Source organism: Paraburkholderia sp. (assembly GCF_028283785.1).
Classification (GTDB): Bacteria; Pseudomonadota; Gammaproteobacteria; order Burkholderiales; family Burkholderiaceae; genus Paraburkholderia.
This window is the reverse complement of sequence record NZ_JAPWKB010000013.1, coordinates 38938-56517: the sequence shown is the minus strand read 5'-3', so window position 1 is coordinate 56517 and position 17580 is coordinate 38938. Positions and strand designations below refer to the sequence as shown.

Sequence of the window (17580 nt, the reverse complement as noted above, 5' to 3'; positions counted from 1 at the left end):
CGGAGCTTGCAACCCTACAACTTCGTCAATCGAAAATGAATGAAAAAACGTCCACTTGCCGCAGATGGAGCACGCGCAGCGTGCGCTTGCTGAACAAGGCCCCGCGAGTGCTCGTCGTCGACGATCATCCCGACATTGCAGACGCGCTCGCGGCGTTTCTGAATTGCGACGGCATAGAAACCCGCACGGCGACCGGATGCGGCGAGGCGCTTCAATGCGTTCGTGACTGGGTGCCCGACGTGGTCGTGCTGGATATCATGATGCCGGGACGTGACGGCTTTGAAACCGCAAAACTGATCCGGCAATATCTTCCAACCGAAAGCCTCGCGATCCTCGCGTACACCTCTTTCGACGAGAGTTATCTTTCCCAGAACGGGCGGAAACTCGACGATTTCGATGGCTACTGCAGAAAGGGAAATGCGCCGTCGAGCGTGCTCGGACTCATCCAGCAGTTTTGGGCGCATTGACGTAACGGAGCCGCGCATCGCGCGACGGCCCCGCTTCCGGCACGACATCCGGCACACGCCGGAGCCACACGCATGCACGCATGCGCGGACGTCATGCATGCATGCGTATGTACCGTGCCGACTCAAAGCAGCGCGATCACCCGCACATCGCCCTGCTCCGCAGCCGATGCGACCACCTTGCCGGCAACGCGCCGGAACGTCACCGTAACCGACGAATCGCCGACGCGCAGATCGCCGATTTCGATCCAGTCGATACCGTCGGGCAACATCGGTTGCTCGATCACTACTTCCCGCTTGTGCGCGTCGATGGTCATGCCGAGGCATGCCTCCAGCATCATGAACGGCGAACCCGCCGCCCACGCTTGCGGCAGACACGCAACCGGATAGGCGGTAGGCGGTTCGCCCCGTCGGCGCGGAAAGCCGCAGAACAGTTCCGGCAAGCGCATATCGAAGTTCACGGCCGCCTGGAACAACGCCTGCAACAGCCGCACCGCCGACGCCTTCGACCCGTAGCGCGCGACGCCGCGCGCGCAGATCGCGTTGTCGTGCGGCCAGACGGAACCGTTGTGATAGGCCATCGGATTGAAACGAGCCTGACTGGCGGCCAGCGTTCGCACGCCCCAGCCGGTATGAAACAACGCCGATTCGAGTCCGCGTGCGACCGCCTCGCCGCGTTCGCGCGATGCCAGTCCGAACGCCAGCAGATGCCCCGCGTTCGACGCCATCACACGACACAATTCGCCGTGCCCGTCGAGCGCGATACCGTAGAAGCCCATATCGTCCATCCAGTACTTTTCCTCGACGCATGCGCGGATTCTGCGCGCGCGATCGGTGTACTGGGCGGCGTCGCCGGTGAGGCCGCGCAAGGTCGCGAAGTGCGCCATCGTGTCGAATGCGGCGCTTGCATACGCCTGCACTTCGACCAATGCAATCGGACCATCGGGGAAGCGGCCGTCCGCATGAAACACGGAATCATGGCTGTCTTTCCAGCCTTGATTCGCGAGTCCGCCGTCGGACGCGCGTTGATAATCGAGCAGGCCGAACCGGTTCTTGTCGCAGACCCGCGCAACCCATTGCGCGGCGCGTTGCAACGCGGGCCACAGTTCGTCGATCAGCGCCATGTCGCCGGTTCGGGCGGCATAGGCACCTGCGAGCACGATAAAGAGCGGCGTCGTGTCCACGCCGCCGTAATACAGCGCAAACGGCACTTCGCCGGTCGCGGCCATCTCGCTCTTACGCATCTCGTGCATGATCTTGCCGACCGCCGCATCACGAAACGCCGAGTCTTCGCGTGCCTGATGCTGCGCCTGAAAACGCAACACGCCGGCGGCGAGAGAAGGTTGCAGCCACAACGTCTGCAGCGACGTGATTACCGCGTCGCGACCGAACGGTGTCGAAAACCACGGAATACCCGCATACGGATACGGACCGCTGGGCAGGTCTGTCGTCAACAGCCCGAGATCGGCAAGCGAGCGGTCGATCCACGCGTTGAACAGCGGATTGCTGGAGCGCACGCGCGCGGTGGCACGCCGCCGCTCGCGCATCACCAGATGCGCATCGACCAGCGCGGCACGCACGGCGGCACGGCCGACGCGCGGGCGCGCGGCTGCGATCTGCGACAGATGCGCTTCGTTGATGCCCGGCGAAGGCCGGCTGATATCGCCGCTCGGGACGTCGCCGGGCGCGTCGACCTTCACATCCACCGACAGATAGATCGACACGCACGCTTGCGCCGGCAGCTTGACGGAGTAATCGGCGCGGTCGGCGAACAGCTTGCTCGGCTCCGGCGAAAACGCAATCTGCACGCGCCGCACCACTTCGTCGAGACCCACGTAACCGAGCAGCACTTCGCCATGCTCGACACGCGGCGGCTCGACATGACCGCGCACCTCGCGCTTCAGTCCGCGCACTTCGAACATGTCCCGGAAGTCGCTTCCAAACGAAATGGACAGCGGCACGACCGCGTCGGTCGTGCCGTAATTGGTAAGTTCGATCGCTTCGTTCAGCGTAGTACCGGACAGCACGCGCACACGCTCGACGTGAATCACGCCTTCCGGTGTGTGATCGCCGCCGAGCGGCGGCAACGGCCGGTTCGTCAGATGCGCGGTGAAAGCGGTGTTGTCGCTGCTGACACTGCCCGACAGCAGCGAAGGCGCGCGGCCGCCGAAGGTCAGTCGCAATTGCGACAGCACGCGCGTGTCGTTGACGAACAGGCCGTCGTCGATACCGGTGATGTCGCCCAACGGGTCGTTGACGATAAAGGTATCGCCCGACTTCAGCACATACTGGTTCGCGCTTGCGACGCTCTGCTTTTCAGGGGGAATGAATGCGCCGTCCGCTTCCTGCTCGATATGATCGACACCGCTCGACAATCCGCCAAGTGCTTCTGGATCCTGCATCAGCTGCTCTCCTTTCCTGTTGGCCTCGTTCCGATTGTAGAGGCTCTGACGAACCGCCGACGCGCTTAATCGACGGAAGCACAGAGAGATTTCCTATCGGCGACGGAATGTCATGGACTAAACGAAAGTGGCACGCGTCCTGCGGTTTTTATGGAAAGGCAAGCTAAAGGTGCGAACGAAGCGCCCACGGACTGCGGGGTAAATGAAAGGAATGCAAGATCGCGCAACAATGTTTTGCAGCAGGCGTGCAGCGCGGGTGCGCGGGAACTGCGATACTGGATGCTGTGTTTGCTTCCCCTGCAAAACACGTTGCTGTACCGCTGTAGTGTTATCGCTGGACCGGCCCGCCGTTGTCACGGCGGGCTTTTTGTTCAAACAGAACAACAAGGAACACACGATGAACGCATCACTTGAAAGCCTGTTCCCTAACCACCAACACGCTGAAGACAGTATCGTCACCGCGCTGAATCACCAGGACATCGTGGTCGCGTTGTCCGCAGCGCTGAAGAGCCAGAACGTCGCGGTGCTGCATATGCTGTATCCGCGCACCGACGCGCGCACGCATCGCAGCCTCGACGCGCTCGTCGACAAACTGCACGGTCATGGTCTGCATGAAACCGCACGTCTGATCGCGGAAGAAGCGCATTACCTGCTGCTGAAAGATCCGCTGAAAGCCTGGAAGGTGTTCCAGGAAATCCGTCACGATTCGCTCGCGATCGGCGTGCATCTGTACTATCACGGCCTCGTCGGAGAAGCGGCGGAACGCGCGCTCGACACCGATGCGCATCGCAAGGCTTAACCGCCCGGTCGTTCCAGCCATGCGCTGAAATCAGCCGGGCGATGCACCGTCGTGCGCTACGCCGACCCTACACGCCCGCGCTGACGATGAACTCGTCCACGAAACGATTGAACGCCGACGGATGCGCGAGATTCATTCCGTGCGACGCGCCGGCCACCGTATTGCGGCGTGCATCGGGCAACCAGGTCACCAGCGCTTCGGCCGTCCGGCGGAACATCAGCGGACTTTTCTCTCCATCTATCAGCAGCACCGGACAGCGAATCTCCGCGGCTTCTTCCGGCACATACGCAGGCAACGCATCGCGGAACTGACGCGCGAGCGTGTGCGCGTTATCGGTCGCCATCCGGCGGAAACCGGTCGTGCTTTTCTCCCAGAAGCCAGGTCGGCTCACCGAATCCACGAACAGTTGCAGACCGGCATCCACGTCGCCGTCTTCGATCAGTTGCGCCGCGCGTGCGCGCAATGCATTGACGGGTTCGGGCAATGCCGCGGGCGCACGTCCGGCGATCTGCAACGGGCCGCCGGGATCGGCGAGCGTCAGCGTGCGCACATGCTGTGCATGGCGTCGCGCGAAATGAAACGCCACGCAACCGCCGCGCGAGTGCCCGACCACGTGCATCGGACCCGCGCCGAAACGCTCGATAAATTCCGCGAGGTCGTCGGCATGCTGACTCCAGCTGAACGGCAGGCCTTCCTGCGTGTCCGTCACGGGCCAGTAGTGCGTGAGACTCACGCTAATGCACCGGTAGCGCTTCGACAGCCCGGAGAGTTGCGGCTGCCAGTAACGGTAATCGCACAGCGAGCCGTGCACGAACAGCAGCGGCTCGCCTTCGCCGGCCTCGACATAAGGCATGCGCAGACCGCTTGTAAGTTCGATAGTCGAAACGGAGGGAGAATCGGGGGAAGCAGTATGGGAGGACGTCACGGGATTGGAATGCAAGCGATGCCGCCGCGCGCACAAACCGCGCAGCGTTCACGACAGCAGAGTCAGATTGATCAGGAAAATGCGGAATTGCCAGGCGGCATTGTCACACAGCCATTTATAAAACGTGTGACCTGTTCACAGTTTGGGTTGCAATTAACCACCCATGAAATGCGGGGCTCGCCGACCGTCCGTCCGGTTAGTCCGGCCGGCTCGATCGACGCGGTCAAGCCGGGTAAAACGGATGCATCGACGGAGCCATTCAGTCGAATCCGAATGCATCGACGAGGCCGGCTTCGGCGGCCTGCCCTGCGCCACGCACCGCGCAGGTCAGCGGTTCGTCGGCGATGCGCACGGTCACGCCGAGTTCGTCGGTCAGACGACGCGGCAAATGGTTCAGCAACGCGCCGCCGCCGGTCAGCACAATGCCGGCCGTGGCGATATCGGTGATGAGTTCGGCCGGTGCGGTTTCGAGCGCGGTCTTGATTGCGCCGATCACCTGACGCAACGGCGCATCGATCGCGTCGGCGATGTCGTGATTGGTCAGCTCGATCGTGCGCGGCAAGCCGTCGTCGGCGCTGCGGCCGGTCGCTTTTCCGGTTTCGAGCGGCACGTCGCGCAATGCGGTGCCGAGCGTTTTCTTCATGTGCTCGGCGGTTTGCTCGCCGATCACCACGCCGTACAGATTGCGCACGTAGTTGATGATCGCCGTATCGAACTGGCCGCCGCCGACGCGGATCGAGCCGCTATAGGCCGTGCCGCCGAGCGCGATCACGCCGACTTCGGTCGTGCCGCCGCCGATATCGACGACCATCGAACCCGTCGCCGCCGACACCGGCAAGCCCGCGCCGACTGCCGACGCCAGCGAGTCGCCGATCAGGTTGACGGTGCCCGCGCCTGCGGCAAACGCCGCTTCGCGGATCGCGCGGCGCTCCACCTGCGTGGCGCCTGCCGGAACGCAGATCGTGAAGGCTGCCCGCCGGCCGAAGCGCGGCGCGGGACGCGCCATCGCGATGAACTGACGGATCATCTGTTCGGCCGCCGAGAAATTGGCGATCACGCCGTGACGCATCGGCTTGATGGGTTCGAGATTTTGCGGCGCGCGCCCGAGCAACTGACGCGCTTCGGTGCCGACAGAGGCGACGCGCGTCTGCCCCGCTTCGACGTGTCGTCGAAAGCACACCACCGACGGTTGATTCAGGACGACGCCACCATCATCCGTATAGATGAGCGTGTTGGCCGTGCCGAGATCGACCGCGACGGAATGGCGGGCAAGGTGCCTGGAAAGAAGATGTTGCGGCTTCGGTCTCGCCATGAATGATTCTGCGTGTGTCGTTATGAGCCCGGTTGGGCATGTTGGGCACTGCGTATTCCCCGACTGCACCGCTTGTCTGCGAACCATTGTGTGGCCCGACAGAGTCCCGCGCGGCGCGGGTGATTGTCATGCCAATGCTCTGTAAACGGCAAGTCGAACAAAATCTTTAGGGGTTCTGCGGTTTTGTTTTCTTACCGATTCTTCGGCGAGCCGCTTTTAACCCCTAAATCCAGCGTCGAAATGCAGTTTCAGACCGCGCCGCTGAATGCGCGCGCAAGTGCGTCGCGGCCGAGCATCGCGCCGTCGCCGGAAATGGTGTGACCAATGCCCGGCAATGCGTACGCCTCGACCGGATAGCCCGCATCGCTGAATGCGATGGCGGCCTGCTCGGTTTCCTGCACCGGAATCACCGCGTCTTCTTCACCGTGCACCAGCGTCAGCGGCGTGCGGCTTTGCGCGACAACCGGCGACGCGAGACGCCCCGAATACGCGACGACCACGGCTGCGCCCGCCGGATTCGTCGCGACGTGATGCAGCGACATGATCGAGCCTTGCGAGAACCCGACCAGCGCGAGTTCGCTAAAGCCGAGATGCCAGTGCGCAAGTTCGTTTTGCAGCATGGTCAGCAACGCCGGATACGCCGCTTCGACGCGTCCGGTGCGATTGGCCGGCGTGACGTCGCGCAGACTGAACCACTGGCGTCCGTCGAAACCGCCGTCGAACGGCTCGCTGCCGTTCAGCGACACGAACCCCGCGTCGGGCAAGGTTTCGCGCCAGATGTCGGCGAGCGGCATCAGGTCGCGCGCATTGCTGCCGACGCCGTGCAACAGCACGACCAGCGCGCGCGGTTTGGCCGCTGCTCCGGTGGAAAGGGTGGCGGGCGCCAGGCGCCAGCCGTGTTCGAACTGTTCCCAAGACATGGTCTTTTCCTCTTTTTTCTCAAGCTTGCCGTCAACAGGCGGGAGCATACCCCGCCGCTAAACGTCACGTCCGCCATCCTTGCAGCCGCGGCCGGAGCGTCCCGCGAAACCGCTGCAAGGCCCGCGCGGGTTGGCGGCTCGCAGGCAATCGGCGTTGATTCCGGGTATCCTTTTCAGCGCACGCCTCACTCGGCCGCGGCGCCATCGACGGCGCCGCCCGCTCACGCGGCTTTTGCTTTTCTGTCTGCTGGAGAACCCTTTTGAATCAACCGAATCCCGGCGCCGCGCCGGCCGGACCGCCGCAACCGCCTGCCGCGCCGCCCGCGCTGCCGCCGTTGCAGGGCGGCCAACTGGTGCTCGCGACGATTGCGGTCGCGCTGGCGACGTTCATGAACGTGCTAGATACGTCGATCGCGAACGTTGCGATTCCGACCATCTCGGGCAACCTGGGCGTGTCCGTCGATGAAGGCACGTGGGTCATCACCGTGTTCGCCGCCGCAAACGCCGTGTCGATTCCGCTGACCGGCTGGCTGACGCAGCGTTTCGGCCAGATCAAGCTGTTCGTCGGCGCGATCCTGATGTTCGTACTGGCGTCGTGGCTGTGCGGGATCGCGCCCACGCTGCCGGTGCTGCTGGTCGCGCGGGTGCTGCAGGGCGCCGTTGCCGGGCCGCTGATTCCGTTGTCGCAGGCCATTCTGCTCGGCTCGTATCCCAAAGAGAAATCGTCCACCGCCCTCGCGTTATGGGCGATGACGGCAACCGTCGGACCGATCGCCGGACCCGCGCTCGGCGGCTGGATCACGGACAGTTATAGCTGGTCGTGGATCTTCTACATCAACATCCCGGTCGGCATTTTCGCGGCGGGCGTCACGTGGATGATCTACCGGACCCGCGAGTCGCCGATCCGCAAACTGCCGATCGACGTCGTCGGTCTCGGCCTGCTGATCACGTGGGTCGCATCGTTACAGATCATGCTCGACAAAGGCAAGGATCTCGACTGGTTCAACTCGCCGTTGATCGTGATTCTGGCCGTCGTCGCGCTGATCAGCTTTGCGTTTTTCCTGATATGGGAATTGACCGAAGAGAATCCGATCGTCGATTTGCGGCTGTTTACGCAACGCAATTTTCTGGGCGGCACGATTGCGATTTCCGTCGCCTACGGCGTGTTCTTCGGCAATCTGGTGTTACTGCCGCAATGGATGCAGGAGTATCTCGGCTACCGCTCGGTCGATGCGGGTCTGGTGACGGCACCGCTCGGCATATTCGCGGTGCTGCTCGCACCCGTGCTCGGGCGCGTCTTGCCGCGATCGGACGCGCGGATAATTGCGACCGTGGCGTTTATCGGATTCGCGATCGTGTTTTATATGCGGTCGTTGTACGTGATCGAAATCGACACGTTCCATCTGGTGATGCCCACCCTGCTGCAAGGCATTCCGATGGCGCTGTTCTTCGTGCCGCTGACCGCGATCATCCTGTCGGGACAACCGCCGAACAAGATTCCGGCTGCAGCGGGTCTGTCGAACTTCGCTCGGGTGTTCTGCGGCGCGGTCGGGACGTCGCTGGCGGGCAATGCGTGGAACAACCGCACGGTGCTGCACCATGAGCGACTGACCGAGCAGGCGAACGTCAACAACCCGGTGTTCAACCAGAGCATCGAGGCGACGAAATCGTTGTTGCATATGAACACGTCGTCGGCGCATGCGCTGTTCGATTTCCAGCTGAATACGCAAGCCGCGATGCTCGGCCTGAACGACATTTTCTATGTGTCCGCGATCATCTTCGTGATGATCATTCCGCTGATTTGGATCACCAAGCCGTCGAAGGGCGGCGGTGGCGGCGCGGCGGGCGCGCACTGAGGACCGTTTCGTGTCGCCCCGTCATCGGGGCGACACCGTCACGCGCGACGCGTCAGCGGAAGAATCTCGCGGGCGTTTCGCGCATCGCCTCGCGGAACACCGCGATAAACGACGACACGTCGCTATAGCCGACCCCGGCGGCAACCTGCGCCACACTCGCGCCCCGCCCCAGCCGCTCCAGCGCGATCAACAGACGCCACTGCTGCCGCCACTGCCCGAACGTCAATCCCGTCTCTCGGACGAACAACCGCGCCGCCGTCCGCGCGGCCACGCCCGCCGACGCGGCAAGCGCGTCGAGCACAGTCTGCTGCGCCGGATCACCGCACAGCGCATCCGCGATCAGGCGGCTGCGCGGATCACGCGGCCAGTTCAAACCCAACGGTGCGATGTCGAGCGTGGACAAACGGTCGAGCAGCACCTGCATCAGTCGGGCGTGCGCATCGTCGGGCTCGTTCGAGCCGTCGTCCATGGGATGCGCCGCCCCGCTGCCGGGCGACGGATCGGTTGCGGCCTCAAGCAGCGCATCGACCAGTCGATCCACCTTCACGACGCACGCTTGCGCGGGCAAAACCGATGCGCAAACCGCACCCTCCATTTTCTCCGGATCGAGATAAAGCGACTGCCACGCCACCGGCCCGCTGGCCACCAGCCGGTACGCCAGACCCGGCAACACCCACACCGCATAACCCGGCGGCGCGACCCAACGACCGGTTTCGTTGCACACCGTCAACACCCCTTCGCGCGCATAAATCAGCCGCACGTGACGAGCGGAATGCGCTGTTTCATCGAGCGACGTATGGCGTCCGGCAACGACGAAAACCGGACGCGAATCCGCATTCGGGTCGAAAGGGGTCGTCATGCTGTCCGTTTTGCCCTGTCAGGTTCGAAAACAGTCCAGATTAGCATAGGCAATTTTTAGCCTGCAGCTCCGGTTTCCGGCCACGCTGCGACGGTCCGCGCGCATGGACAGTCGCGCAGCGTCAATTCGTGCCAGATTGATTGCTAGAATCGACGCCTCAACGGTGCCCGCGATGAACTACGCCCAAATCCTCGACCAGATCCACCGCGACCTGCAGCCGTATCTCGGCACGGGCCGCGTGGCCGACTATATTCCCGAACTGGCGAACGTCCCCGCCGACAGCTTCGGCATGGCGATCGTCACGCCGACCGGCGAGGTTTTCCGCACCGGTCAGGCCGACACGCGCTTCTCGATCCAGAGCATTTCCAAACTGTTCGCTTGCACGCTCGCGTTTCGCCTGCTCGGCGACGCGCTGTGGGAACGCGTGGGACGTGAGCCGTCGGGGACGGCCTTTAATTCGCTGGTCCAACTCGAAGCCGAACACGGCAAGCCGCGCAATCCGTTTATCAATGCGGGCGCACTGGTCGTGACCGACGTGCTGTGCCGCCGTTTTGCGCATGCGGAAAACGCACTCGTCCAGTTCATGCAGCGGCTTACGGGCGACCCGGGCATCGATTACGACCTGCGTGTAGCGCAATCGGAGCTGCGTCATGCGCACCGCAATCGGGCGATGGCGCACTTCATGGCTAGCTTCGGCAATCTGGAAATGCCGCCGGAGTCGGTGGTGGATGCGTATTGCCGGCAGTGCGCCATTTCGATGAGTTGCGTCGAAGTCGCGCGTGCGGCGCTGTTTCTGAGCAATGGCGGTATTGCGCCCGTCAGCGGCGAACGGATTCTCGACAGCAGTTCGACCAAGCGATTGTCCGCGCTGATGCTGACCTGCGGCACCTACGATGCGGCGGGCGATTTCGTGTTTCGGGTTGGATTGCCGGCGAAAAGCGGGGTCGGCGGTGGGATCGTTGCGGTGCTGCCGGGGGAAATGGCGGTCTGCGTGTGGTCGCCGGCGCTCGACAGCAACGGCAATTCGCTGGCCGGCGTGCTGGCGCTGGAATGGTTGACCACGTATACAGGGCAGTCGATCTTCTGAGTTCGCATGCGCTACGCGCATGCATCGATCTTCGCATGCGTGCCGCGCATGCCACGCTCGCGACATGCGCGGCACATGCAGCACGCCCCACCCGGTCGTCAGGCCGCGCTCACGGCAACGCGCTCGGCCAGTTGCGCAAGCACCGTCTCATAGCGCGTGGTACCCGTTACGCGCTCGTTGACGCCGAACGCTTCGAACTCGATCCAGCCGCGATTGAACCCATCGATCATCTCGATGCGCGGTGTCGGCCAGTCGGTGCCCTGTGCACGGAAAATTGCCTCCCACTGATCGCGCGGCACCGGTTGCGCGGTGACCTTGCGGCCCAGCACACCGCCAAGCAACGCCGCGATTTCATGCTGCGTATAACGCTGCGGCCCATCGATCTCGATCACCCGCCGTCCCTGCCACGTTTGCGTCAGCGTCTGCGCAATCACCTTGCCGATATCGTCGGTCGCGATCATGGGAAACGGCTGGTCGAGCGGTTGCAGAAAGCTCGACATGATCCCCGTTTCCTGTGCCGGCGCGATGTCCCACACCGAGTTTTCCATAAACCACGCCGGACGCAGAATTGCAGTCGGCATGGCCGCGTGCGCCAGCGCATCCTCGAACAGCCGCACTTGCGTGATCAGTCCAAGCCCCGATTCGCGATGACCGCCAATCGACGACAGCGCCACCATCTTCGAAGGTTTCGCCGCCATCAACGCCCGCACGATCGACGACGCGGCGATCCGCGCGCCCGGAAATTCGCGGCTGGGCGCGAAATCCGGCGGAATCATCGCGAATACGCCTTCCGTGCCGGCGAACGCGGCGGTCAACGCCTCCGTGTCTTGCACCGACGCCACCGCGATCTCGGCCCCCAACGCACGCCACGGCGCGGCCTTGCTTTCGTCGCGAACGATCGCGCGCACCGGATGCCCTGCCGCGAGCAACGCACGGGCTGCCGCACCGCCGACCTGTCCTGTCACACCTGAAATTGCAAACATGATCTTCACTCCTGGTTTTCGTGCAGCGGAAAGCGCTGCGGGTGAAGTGCATTCTGGATGGGCATCGGTGATTTCACGAGAGCATGAGTGTCATTTCATTCATGACATAACGTCATGCATTAATGCACTTTCGACGACGCCGCCGTCACGAAAGTCACGAAATCGGGTTTGACAAACACTCTTAAGATATATATCTTAAGATGCATCTTACGACTCGAACGGAGTTCCACTCATGCGACATCATTCCAAAGCAGGCCGCACGCCGCACAGCGGCGCCCATCATCCAATGCACGCGTTGTGGCATGCCATTGGCCGTCATCGCCATGGCGGCGGCCCGCGCGGTGAAGGCGGCGGCCGTTTCGGCGGCGGTCCCGGCGGTTTCGGCGAAGGCGACGGCATGCCGCGCGGTCGCAAATTCAGCTCGGAAGACCTGCAACTGATGCTGCTCAGTCTGCTCGAAGCGCAGCCGAGCCACGGCTACGAACTGATCAAGGCACTCGAAGCGCGCTCGAACGGCTTTTACGCGCCGAGCCCCGGCATGGTCTATCCCGCGCTGACCTACCTCGAAGAACTCGGTTTCGTGACGGTTCAACTCGAAGGCAACCGCAAACGCTATGCACTGTCCGACACAGGGCGCGAGTATCTGCAAAGTAATCGCGAACGCGTCGATCTGATGTTCGCGCGGATCAACCATATCGCCCGCAAGATGGACATGGTGCGTCGCGCGTTTGCCGGCGAAGAACCGGCGGACATCAGCCAGGGCGGCTGGTTGCCGGAGCTGACCGAAGCGCGTCGCGCGTTGAAGCGCGCAATGCTGAAACGCGACAACGCATCGGCCGACGAACAGCGCCGTATCGCCGGCATTCTGGCGCGCGCCGCGCAGGAAATCGAAGCGGTCGACGCAGGCCCGGACGCCGCAACCAACGCGGCACCCGACGCCGGCAACTGATCCTTCCGCCATGCATGCGCTACACGCATGCATGCGCGCGACGCATGCAAGCTGGCGTAGGCTATGAAGTTCACGCCGGATCTTGCATTGAACAGACATAACAACGGCGCGGCACGCACCGCAGCAGCCGCCGCCCCACGGACACGAATCGCCGTAAAGCCAACGATTTCAAAGGACACGCATTCATGCAAAGCAATTCGAACAAGCCTGAACTCGCCGTGACGCGCGTGCGTCATCCGCTCAAATTCCGTCTGCTGCAAGTGGCGCGCGTCGAACCGTTGACGCCGCATCTGCTGCGTATCACGTTCACCGGCGAAGACCTGCAGGACTTCGTGTCGGCGTCGTTCGACGATCACGTGAAGGTGTTTTTCCCCGAACCCGGCCAGGACAAGCCGACGCTGCCGACCGCCGGGCCCGACGGTCCCGTGTTCGCCGAAGGCAAACGCCCGGTCGCCCGCGATTTCACGCCGCGCCGCTATGATCGCGACACGCGCGAACTCGACATCGAATTCGCGATGCACGAAGCGGGACCGGCCGCGACCTGGGCTGCGCAGGCAAAGGTCGGCCAGTTCCTCGGCGTCGGCGGTCCGCGCGGGTCGATGGTGATTCCGACCGGTTTCGACTGGCATCTGCTGATCGGCGATGAAACGGCCTTGCCCGCCATCGCACGACGCCTCGACGAACTGCCCGCAGGCGCGCGCGTACTGGCCGTGATCGAAGTCGCCGACGAATCCGCGAAAATGGAATTCGACACGCAAGCCAATCTGCACGCGGTGTGGTGCTATCGCTCCGGCGTCGACGCCGAACGCGGCGCGGCGATGCTGCAAGCGGTCCGAGAAACCGAACTGCCCGAAGGCGACGGTTACGTGTGGGCGGCCGGCGAATCGTCGACGATCAAGGCGGTGCGCCAGCATCTCGCCGGCGAGCGCGGCATCGACAAGTCGCGCATTCGCGCGGCGAGCTACTGGAAGCAAGGCGATATCGCGGTTCACGAAACGCTGAACGACTGAACGTCGAGAATCATCGCCGCAGCTCATAGAATGCGTTGAAACAGGCATCGAAATCGCAAACCACGCCGCATGCATGCGGCGTCATTCAGCAGAACGGCCTCTTCTCAAGGTTCCGGATGTACGCACTCAATCCTTCACGCGAACGCCGTCTGTTGTGGCTGCTCGCGCTGACCCAGTTCACCGTCATCATGGATTTCATGGTGATGATGCCGCTGGGTCCGCAGATCATGCATGCGTTTTCGATCACGCCCATCAAGTTCGCGACGGCCGTATCGACGTATTCGTGGTGCTCGGGGATCTCCGGCCTGCTCGCCGCGACCTATATCGACCGCTTCGACCGGCGTCGTCTGCTGCTTGCGGTCTATGCCCTCTTCGCGCTGTCGAATCTCGCGTGCGCCGTGTCCGGCAACTATCCGATGCTGCTCGCGGCTCGCGCGTTCGCCGGCATCAGCGGCGGCGTGCTGGGCTCGGTCGTGATGGCGATCGTCGGCGACGTGATTCCGGTCAACCGGCGCGGCGCCGCAACCGGCACGATCATGACGGCGTTCTCGCTCGCGGCAATCGCCGGTGTGCCGGCCGGTGTGCTGCTCGGCGCGCATTTCGGCTGGGCCGCACCGTTCGCGTTGCTGGTCGTGCTGTCCGTCGCGATCTGGTTCGGCGGCCAGCATATCGTGCCGTCGCTGACCGAACATCTCGCGCGACGCCCGCCGCCGTTGCGCGAAGTCATGCCCGACCTCGGGCGTCTGATCGCGAATCCGCGTCACCTGAACGCATTCGCGCTAACGTTCCTGATGATGATTTCGCACATGATGGTGATTCCGTTCATCGCGCCGATCCTCGTCGCGAATCATGGTGTCGCGCCCGCGCAGTTATCGTGGCTTTACATGGGCGGCGGCGCAGCGACTTTCTTTACGTCGCGCGCGGTCGGCAGGCTGGCGGACCGCTTCGGGCCCAAACGCATTTTCCGCGTCGCGGTCCTGCTTTCGGCGTTACCTGTGCTGTTCGTCACGCATTTGCCGAACGTGCCGTTCGTCGTGTTGCTGGTGTTTTTCCCGTGCTTCATGATCTGCATGTCCGGCCGGATGGTGCCGATGCAGACACTCCTCACGACGGTTCCCGAACCCGCGCGACGCGGCGCGTTCCTGAGCGCGAACAGCGCGCTGCAGGCGCTCGGCACGGGCACCGGTGCATGGTTGGGTGGCCTGATGCTGACCAACGCGCCAGACGGCCGCCTCGCCGGTTTCGGCACGGTCGGATGGGTGGCGGTCGCGGTGGCGATGGCGGCGATCGCGTGGGTGGGACGCGTGAGCCCGGCGGCGGCTCGCAATACGACGCCGCCGGCCGCCGACGCGAATGCGCACGGCGCGCAGGCGAGCGAAGCGTAATCGCCCGGCGACGCATCACGTCACCACGCGCATTCCGCAATACGTCATACCCAATACGCTTCGCCCGTGCGGCGCTACGCGTCGCCGTCGTGCCGGTACAACCGGATCACCGCCGAAAAATCCAGACGGCCCGCGCCCTGCGTGCTCATGGTCTGATAAAGCTGCTGCGCGAGCGCGCCCAGATACACCGGTTGCCGCACCGATTTCGCGGCGTCGGTGGCGAGACCGAGATCCTTCAGCATCAGGTCCGTGCCGAATCCGCCGCTATAGCCGCGCGTGGACGGCGCGGTTTCGATCACGCCGGGGAACGGGTTGTACGTGTCCGCGCTCCAGCAGCGGCCGGTCGATGTATTGATGATGCCGCCCAAAACCTTCGGATCGATGCCGAGCTTTTCCCCCAGCGACATCGCTTCGGCGACGCCGGCCATCGTGATGCCGAGCACGAGGTTATTGCAGATTTTCGCGACCTGACCCGTGCCCGTATCGCCGCAATGGACGATATTCTTGCCCATCGCCGACAACACCGTTTTCACCTGCTCGTAGACCTCCGCGCTGCCGCCGACCATAAAGGTCAGCGTGCCCGCCGCCGCGCCGCCCGTGCCACCCGACACCGGCGCATCGACGAACGCGTTGCCGTGCGGCGCGGCCAGTTCGGCGCATGCCTTGACGGTCGCCGGATCGATCGTGCTCGAATCGATGATCGGCACGCCGCGTGCAATCCCGGCCAGCACGCCGTCGTCGCCGCTCAGGACGGCGCGCACATGCGCCGCGGCGGGCAGCATCGTGACCACGCATTCGACATCCGTTGCGGCCGTTTTCGGCGACGCCGACGCCGTCGCGCCCGCATCGACCAGCGTTTGCACGGCCTGCGGATTCAGGTCGAATACATTGACCGCATGACCGGCCTTGAGCAGGTTGAGCGCCATCGGTGCGCCCATGTTGCCGAGTCCGATGAAACCGATTTTCATATCTCGTCTCCGGGTCGTTACGCGTGGTTGAACGCCAGTTTCAGCGCAGACTGATCGTCGTGTTGACGCCGTCGTTCACGGTCGCGTCGTCGAACCAGCGCGCGGTGACGGTTTTGGTCTGCGTGTAAAACTGCACGACCTGTTTGCCGTACGGACCGAGATCGCCGAGCTTCGAGCCGCGCGAACCCGTGAAGCTGAAAAACGGCACCGGCACCGGAATCGGAATGTTGATCCCCACCTGGCCGATATCGATTTCGCTCTGGAATTTGCGCGCCGCCGCGCCGCTCTGCGTAAACAAACCCACGCCGTTACCGAACGGATTGCGATTGACGAGTTCGATCGCGGCGTCGAGCGTCGGGACTTCGACGATCAGCAGCACCGGTCCGAAAATTTCGGTGCGATAGATTTCCATCTCGGTCGAGACGTCGGAGAAGATCGTCGGGCCGATGAAATTGCCCGCTTCATAGCCGGGCACGGCGACGTCGCGACCGTCGAGCGCGAGCGTCGCGCCGGCCTTCACGCCCGAGTCGATCAGGCCGAGCACCCGTTGCTTCGCCGCGCGCGATACCAACGGGCCGACGTCGGTGCCCGCTTCGTGGCCGGCGTTGATCTTCAGCGTTTTCGCCTTGTTCACGAGATCCGGCAACCACTCTTTCGACGCGCCCACCATCACCACCACCGAGGTCGCCATGCAGCGCTGTCCCGCCGCGCCGAAGCCCGCGCCGACGAGCGCGTTGAGCGCCTGCTCGCGATTCGCGTCGGGCAACACGACCGCATGATTCTTTGCGCCCATCATCGATTGCACGCGCTTGCCGTGCTCGCTGCCGAGCCGGTAGACGTGCGTGCCCACGGCCGTCGAGCCGACGAACGAAATCGCCTTCACCAGTTCGTGCGTGCAGATTGCATCGACGACTTCCTTGCCGCCGTGAACCACGTTCAGCACCCCTTTCGGCACGCCCGCCTCGAGCGCCAGTTCGACGAGTTGCATCGTCGAAAGCGGATCCTGCTCCGACGGTTTCAGCACGAACGTGTTGCCGCAGACGATCGCCATCGGAAACATCCATAGCGGAATCATCGCGGGGAAATTGAACGGCGTAATGCCCGCGCACACACCGATCGGTTGGCGCAGCGTATAGGTGTCCACGCCGCCCGCGACGTTTTCCGCGAATTCGCCTTGCTGCAACGTGCCGATCGAACACGCATGTTCGACCACTTCTAGACCGCGAAAGATATCGCCTTCGGCATCGGGGATCGTCTTGCCCTGCTCCGCCGTCAGCGTCTTCGCGATGCGCGGCATGTGTTCGCGAATCAACGCCTGAAACCTCAGCATGATCCGCATCCGTGCGCCGATCGGTGTGGTTTTCCACGTGGCGAACGCGGCATGTGCGGCACGCACCGCTGCGTCCACTTCTTCGACGCGCGCGAACGGCACCCGCGCCAGTACCTCCTGCGTCGCCGGATTGACGATCTCGCGCCATTCGTCGGTCGTCGATTCGACGAACGCGCCGTCGATCAGCAGCTTGACGGTCGGTGCGTCGGCGGAGACGGATGCAGCCGCCGGACGGCCGGCGATGCTCGAAGGAATTGCGCTCATTGCGGTTGCTCCTGTGCAGTGGCCTCGTGATGGCCGGACAGTGACGAAGACAATTGAAAAGCCCATG

At 63.5% G+C, this 17580-nt stretch carries 15 protein-coding genes; 7 read left to right on the top strand and 8 right to left on the bottom strand.

Annotated features, from left to right (window positions below; translation table 11 throughout):
• The first annotated feature begins 80 nt into the window (after positions 1-80).
• Complete coding sequence (locus PW947_RS14330) at positions 81-467, top strand: response regulator (protein ID WP_299632998.1); 387 nt, start codon at positions 81-83, stop codon at positions 465-467.
• A gap of 122 nt (positions 468-589) precedes the next feature.
• Here PW947_RS14330 and PW947_RS14325 read toward each other — a convergent pair whose 3' ends face one another.
• Positions 590-2866 carry an amylo-alpha-1,6-glucosidase gene (locus PW947_RS14325; RefSeq protein WP_299632997.1) on the bottom strand — a complete coding sequence of 759 codons (2277 nt, stop codon included), beginning with the start codon at positions 2864-2866 and terminating at the stop codon, positions 590-592.
• Between the two features lie 397 nt (positions 2867-3263).
• Here PW947_RS14325 and PW947_RS14320 point away from each other — a divergent pair, with 397 nt between their 5' ends.
• Positions 3264-3665, top strand: coding sequence for a hypothetical protein (locus PW947_RS14320; protein WP_299632996.1), 402 nt, complete (start codon positions 3264-3266; stop codon positions 3663-3665).
• Between the two features lie 67 nt (positions 3666-3732).
• Here the strand turns inward: PW947_RS14320 and PW947_RS14315 are convergent, their stop codons facing one another.
• From PW947_RS14315 to PW947_RS14305, 3 genes are all read right to left on the bottom strand, one after another.
• Positions 3733-4518 carry an alpha/beta hydrolase gene (locus PW947_RS14315; RefSeq protein ID WP_299632995.1) on the bottom strand — a complete coding sequence of 262 codons (786 nt, stop codon included), beginning with the start codon at positions 4516-4518 and terminating at the stop codon, positions 3733-3735.
• Between the two features lie 331 nt (positions 4519-4849).
• Positions 4850-5902, bottom strand: a complete 1053-nt coding sequence (locus PW947_RS14310) for a rod shape-determining protein (RefSeq protein ID WP_299632994.1) — start codon at positions 5900-5902, stop codon at positions 4850-4852.
• Positions 5903-6150: 248 nt separating this feature from the next.
• Positions 6151-6822 carry a dienelactone hydrolase family protein gene (locus PW947_RS14305; protein WP_299632993.1) on the bottom strand — a complete coding sequence of 224 codons (672 nt, stop codon included), beginning with the start codon at positions 6820-6822 and terminating at the stop codon, positions 6151-6153.
• A gap of 260 nt (positions 6823-7082) precedes the next feature.
• On the opposite strand from PW947_RS14305, the gene PW947_RS14300 reads away from it, so the two are divergent.
• Positions 7083-8678, top strand: coding sequence for a DHA2 family efflux MFS transporter permease subunit (locus PW947_RS14300; protein WP_299632992.1), 1596 nt, complete (start codon positions 7083-7085; stop codon positions 8676-8678).
• 52 nt (positions 8679-8730) lie between these two features.
• Here the strand turns inward: PW947_RS14300 and PW947_RS14295 are convergent, their stop codons facing one another.
• Complete coding sequence (locus tag PW947_RS14295) at positions 8731-9537, bottom strand: helix-turn-helix transcriptional regulator (protein WP_299632991.1); 807 nt, start codon at positions 9535-9537, stop codon at positions 8731-8733.
• Between the two features lie 172 nt (positions 9538-9709).
• On the opposite strand from PW947_RS14295, the gene PW947_RS14290 reads away from it, so the two are divergent.
• Entirely contained in the window at positions 9710-10624 is a 915-nt protein-coding gene (locus tag PW947_RS14290) for a glutaminase (protein WP_299632990.1), read from the top strand.
• Between the two features lie 98 nt (positions 10625-10722).
• Here PW947_RS14290 and PW947_RS14285 read toward each other — a convergent pair whose 3' ends face one another.
• Complete coding sequence (locus tag PW947_RS14285; RefSeq protein WP_299632989.1) at positions 10723-11607, bottom strand: NmrA family NAD(P)-binding protein; 885 nt, start codon at positions 11605-11607, stop codon at positions 10723-10725.
• Between the two features lie 232 nt (positions 11608-11839).
• Here PW947_RS14285 and PW947_RS14280 point away from each other — a divergent pair, with 232 nt between their 5' ends.
• From PW947_RS14280 to PW947_RS14270, 3 genes are all read left to right on the top strand, one after another.
• The gene (locus PW947_RS14280; protein WP_299632988.1) at positions 11840-12556 is read left to right on the top strand and encodes a PadR family transcriptional regulator; all 717 of its coding nucleotides are present in this window, start codon (positions 11840-11842) and stop codon (positions 12554-12556) included.
• A gap of 185 nt (positions 12557-12741) precedes the next feature.
• Positions 12742-13566, top strand: a complete 825-nt coding sequence (locus PW947_RS14275; protein WP_299632987.1) for a siderophore-interacting protein — start codon at positions 12742-12744, stop codon at positions 13564-13566.
• A gap of 116 nt (positions 13567-13682) precedes the next feature.
• Positions 13683-14951 (top strand): MFS transporter, encoded by a 1269-nt coding sequence (locus PW947_RS14270; RefSeq protein ID WP_299632986.1) that lies wholly within the window; start codon positions 13683-13685, stop codon positions 14949-14951.
• Positions 14952-15025: 74 nt separating this feature from the next.
• Here PW947_RS14270 and mmsB read toward each other — a convergent pair whose 3' ends face one another.
• Together mmsB and PW947_RS14260 are read right to left on the bottom strand one after the other, a co-directional pair.
• Positions 15026-15919, bottom strand: coding sequence for a 3-hydroxyisobutyrate dehydrogenase (mmsB, locus tag PW947_RS14265; protein ID WP_299632985.1), 894 nt, complete (start codon positions 15917-15919; stop codon positions 15026-15028).
• 40 nt (positions 15920-15959) lie between these two features.
• Positions 15960-17513, bottom strand: coding sequence for a CoA-acylating methylmalonate-semialdehyde dehydrogenase (locus tag PW947_RS14260; RefSeq protein ID WP_299632984.1), 1554 nt, complete (start codon positions 17511-17513; stop codon positions 15960-15962).
• Between the last annotated feature and the right edge of the window lie 67 nt (positions 17514-17580).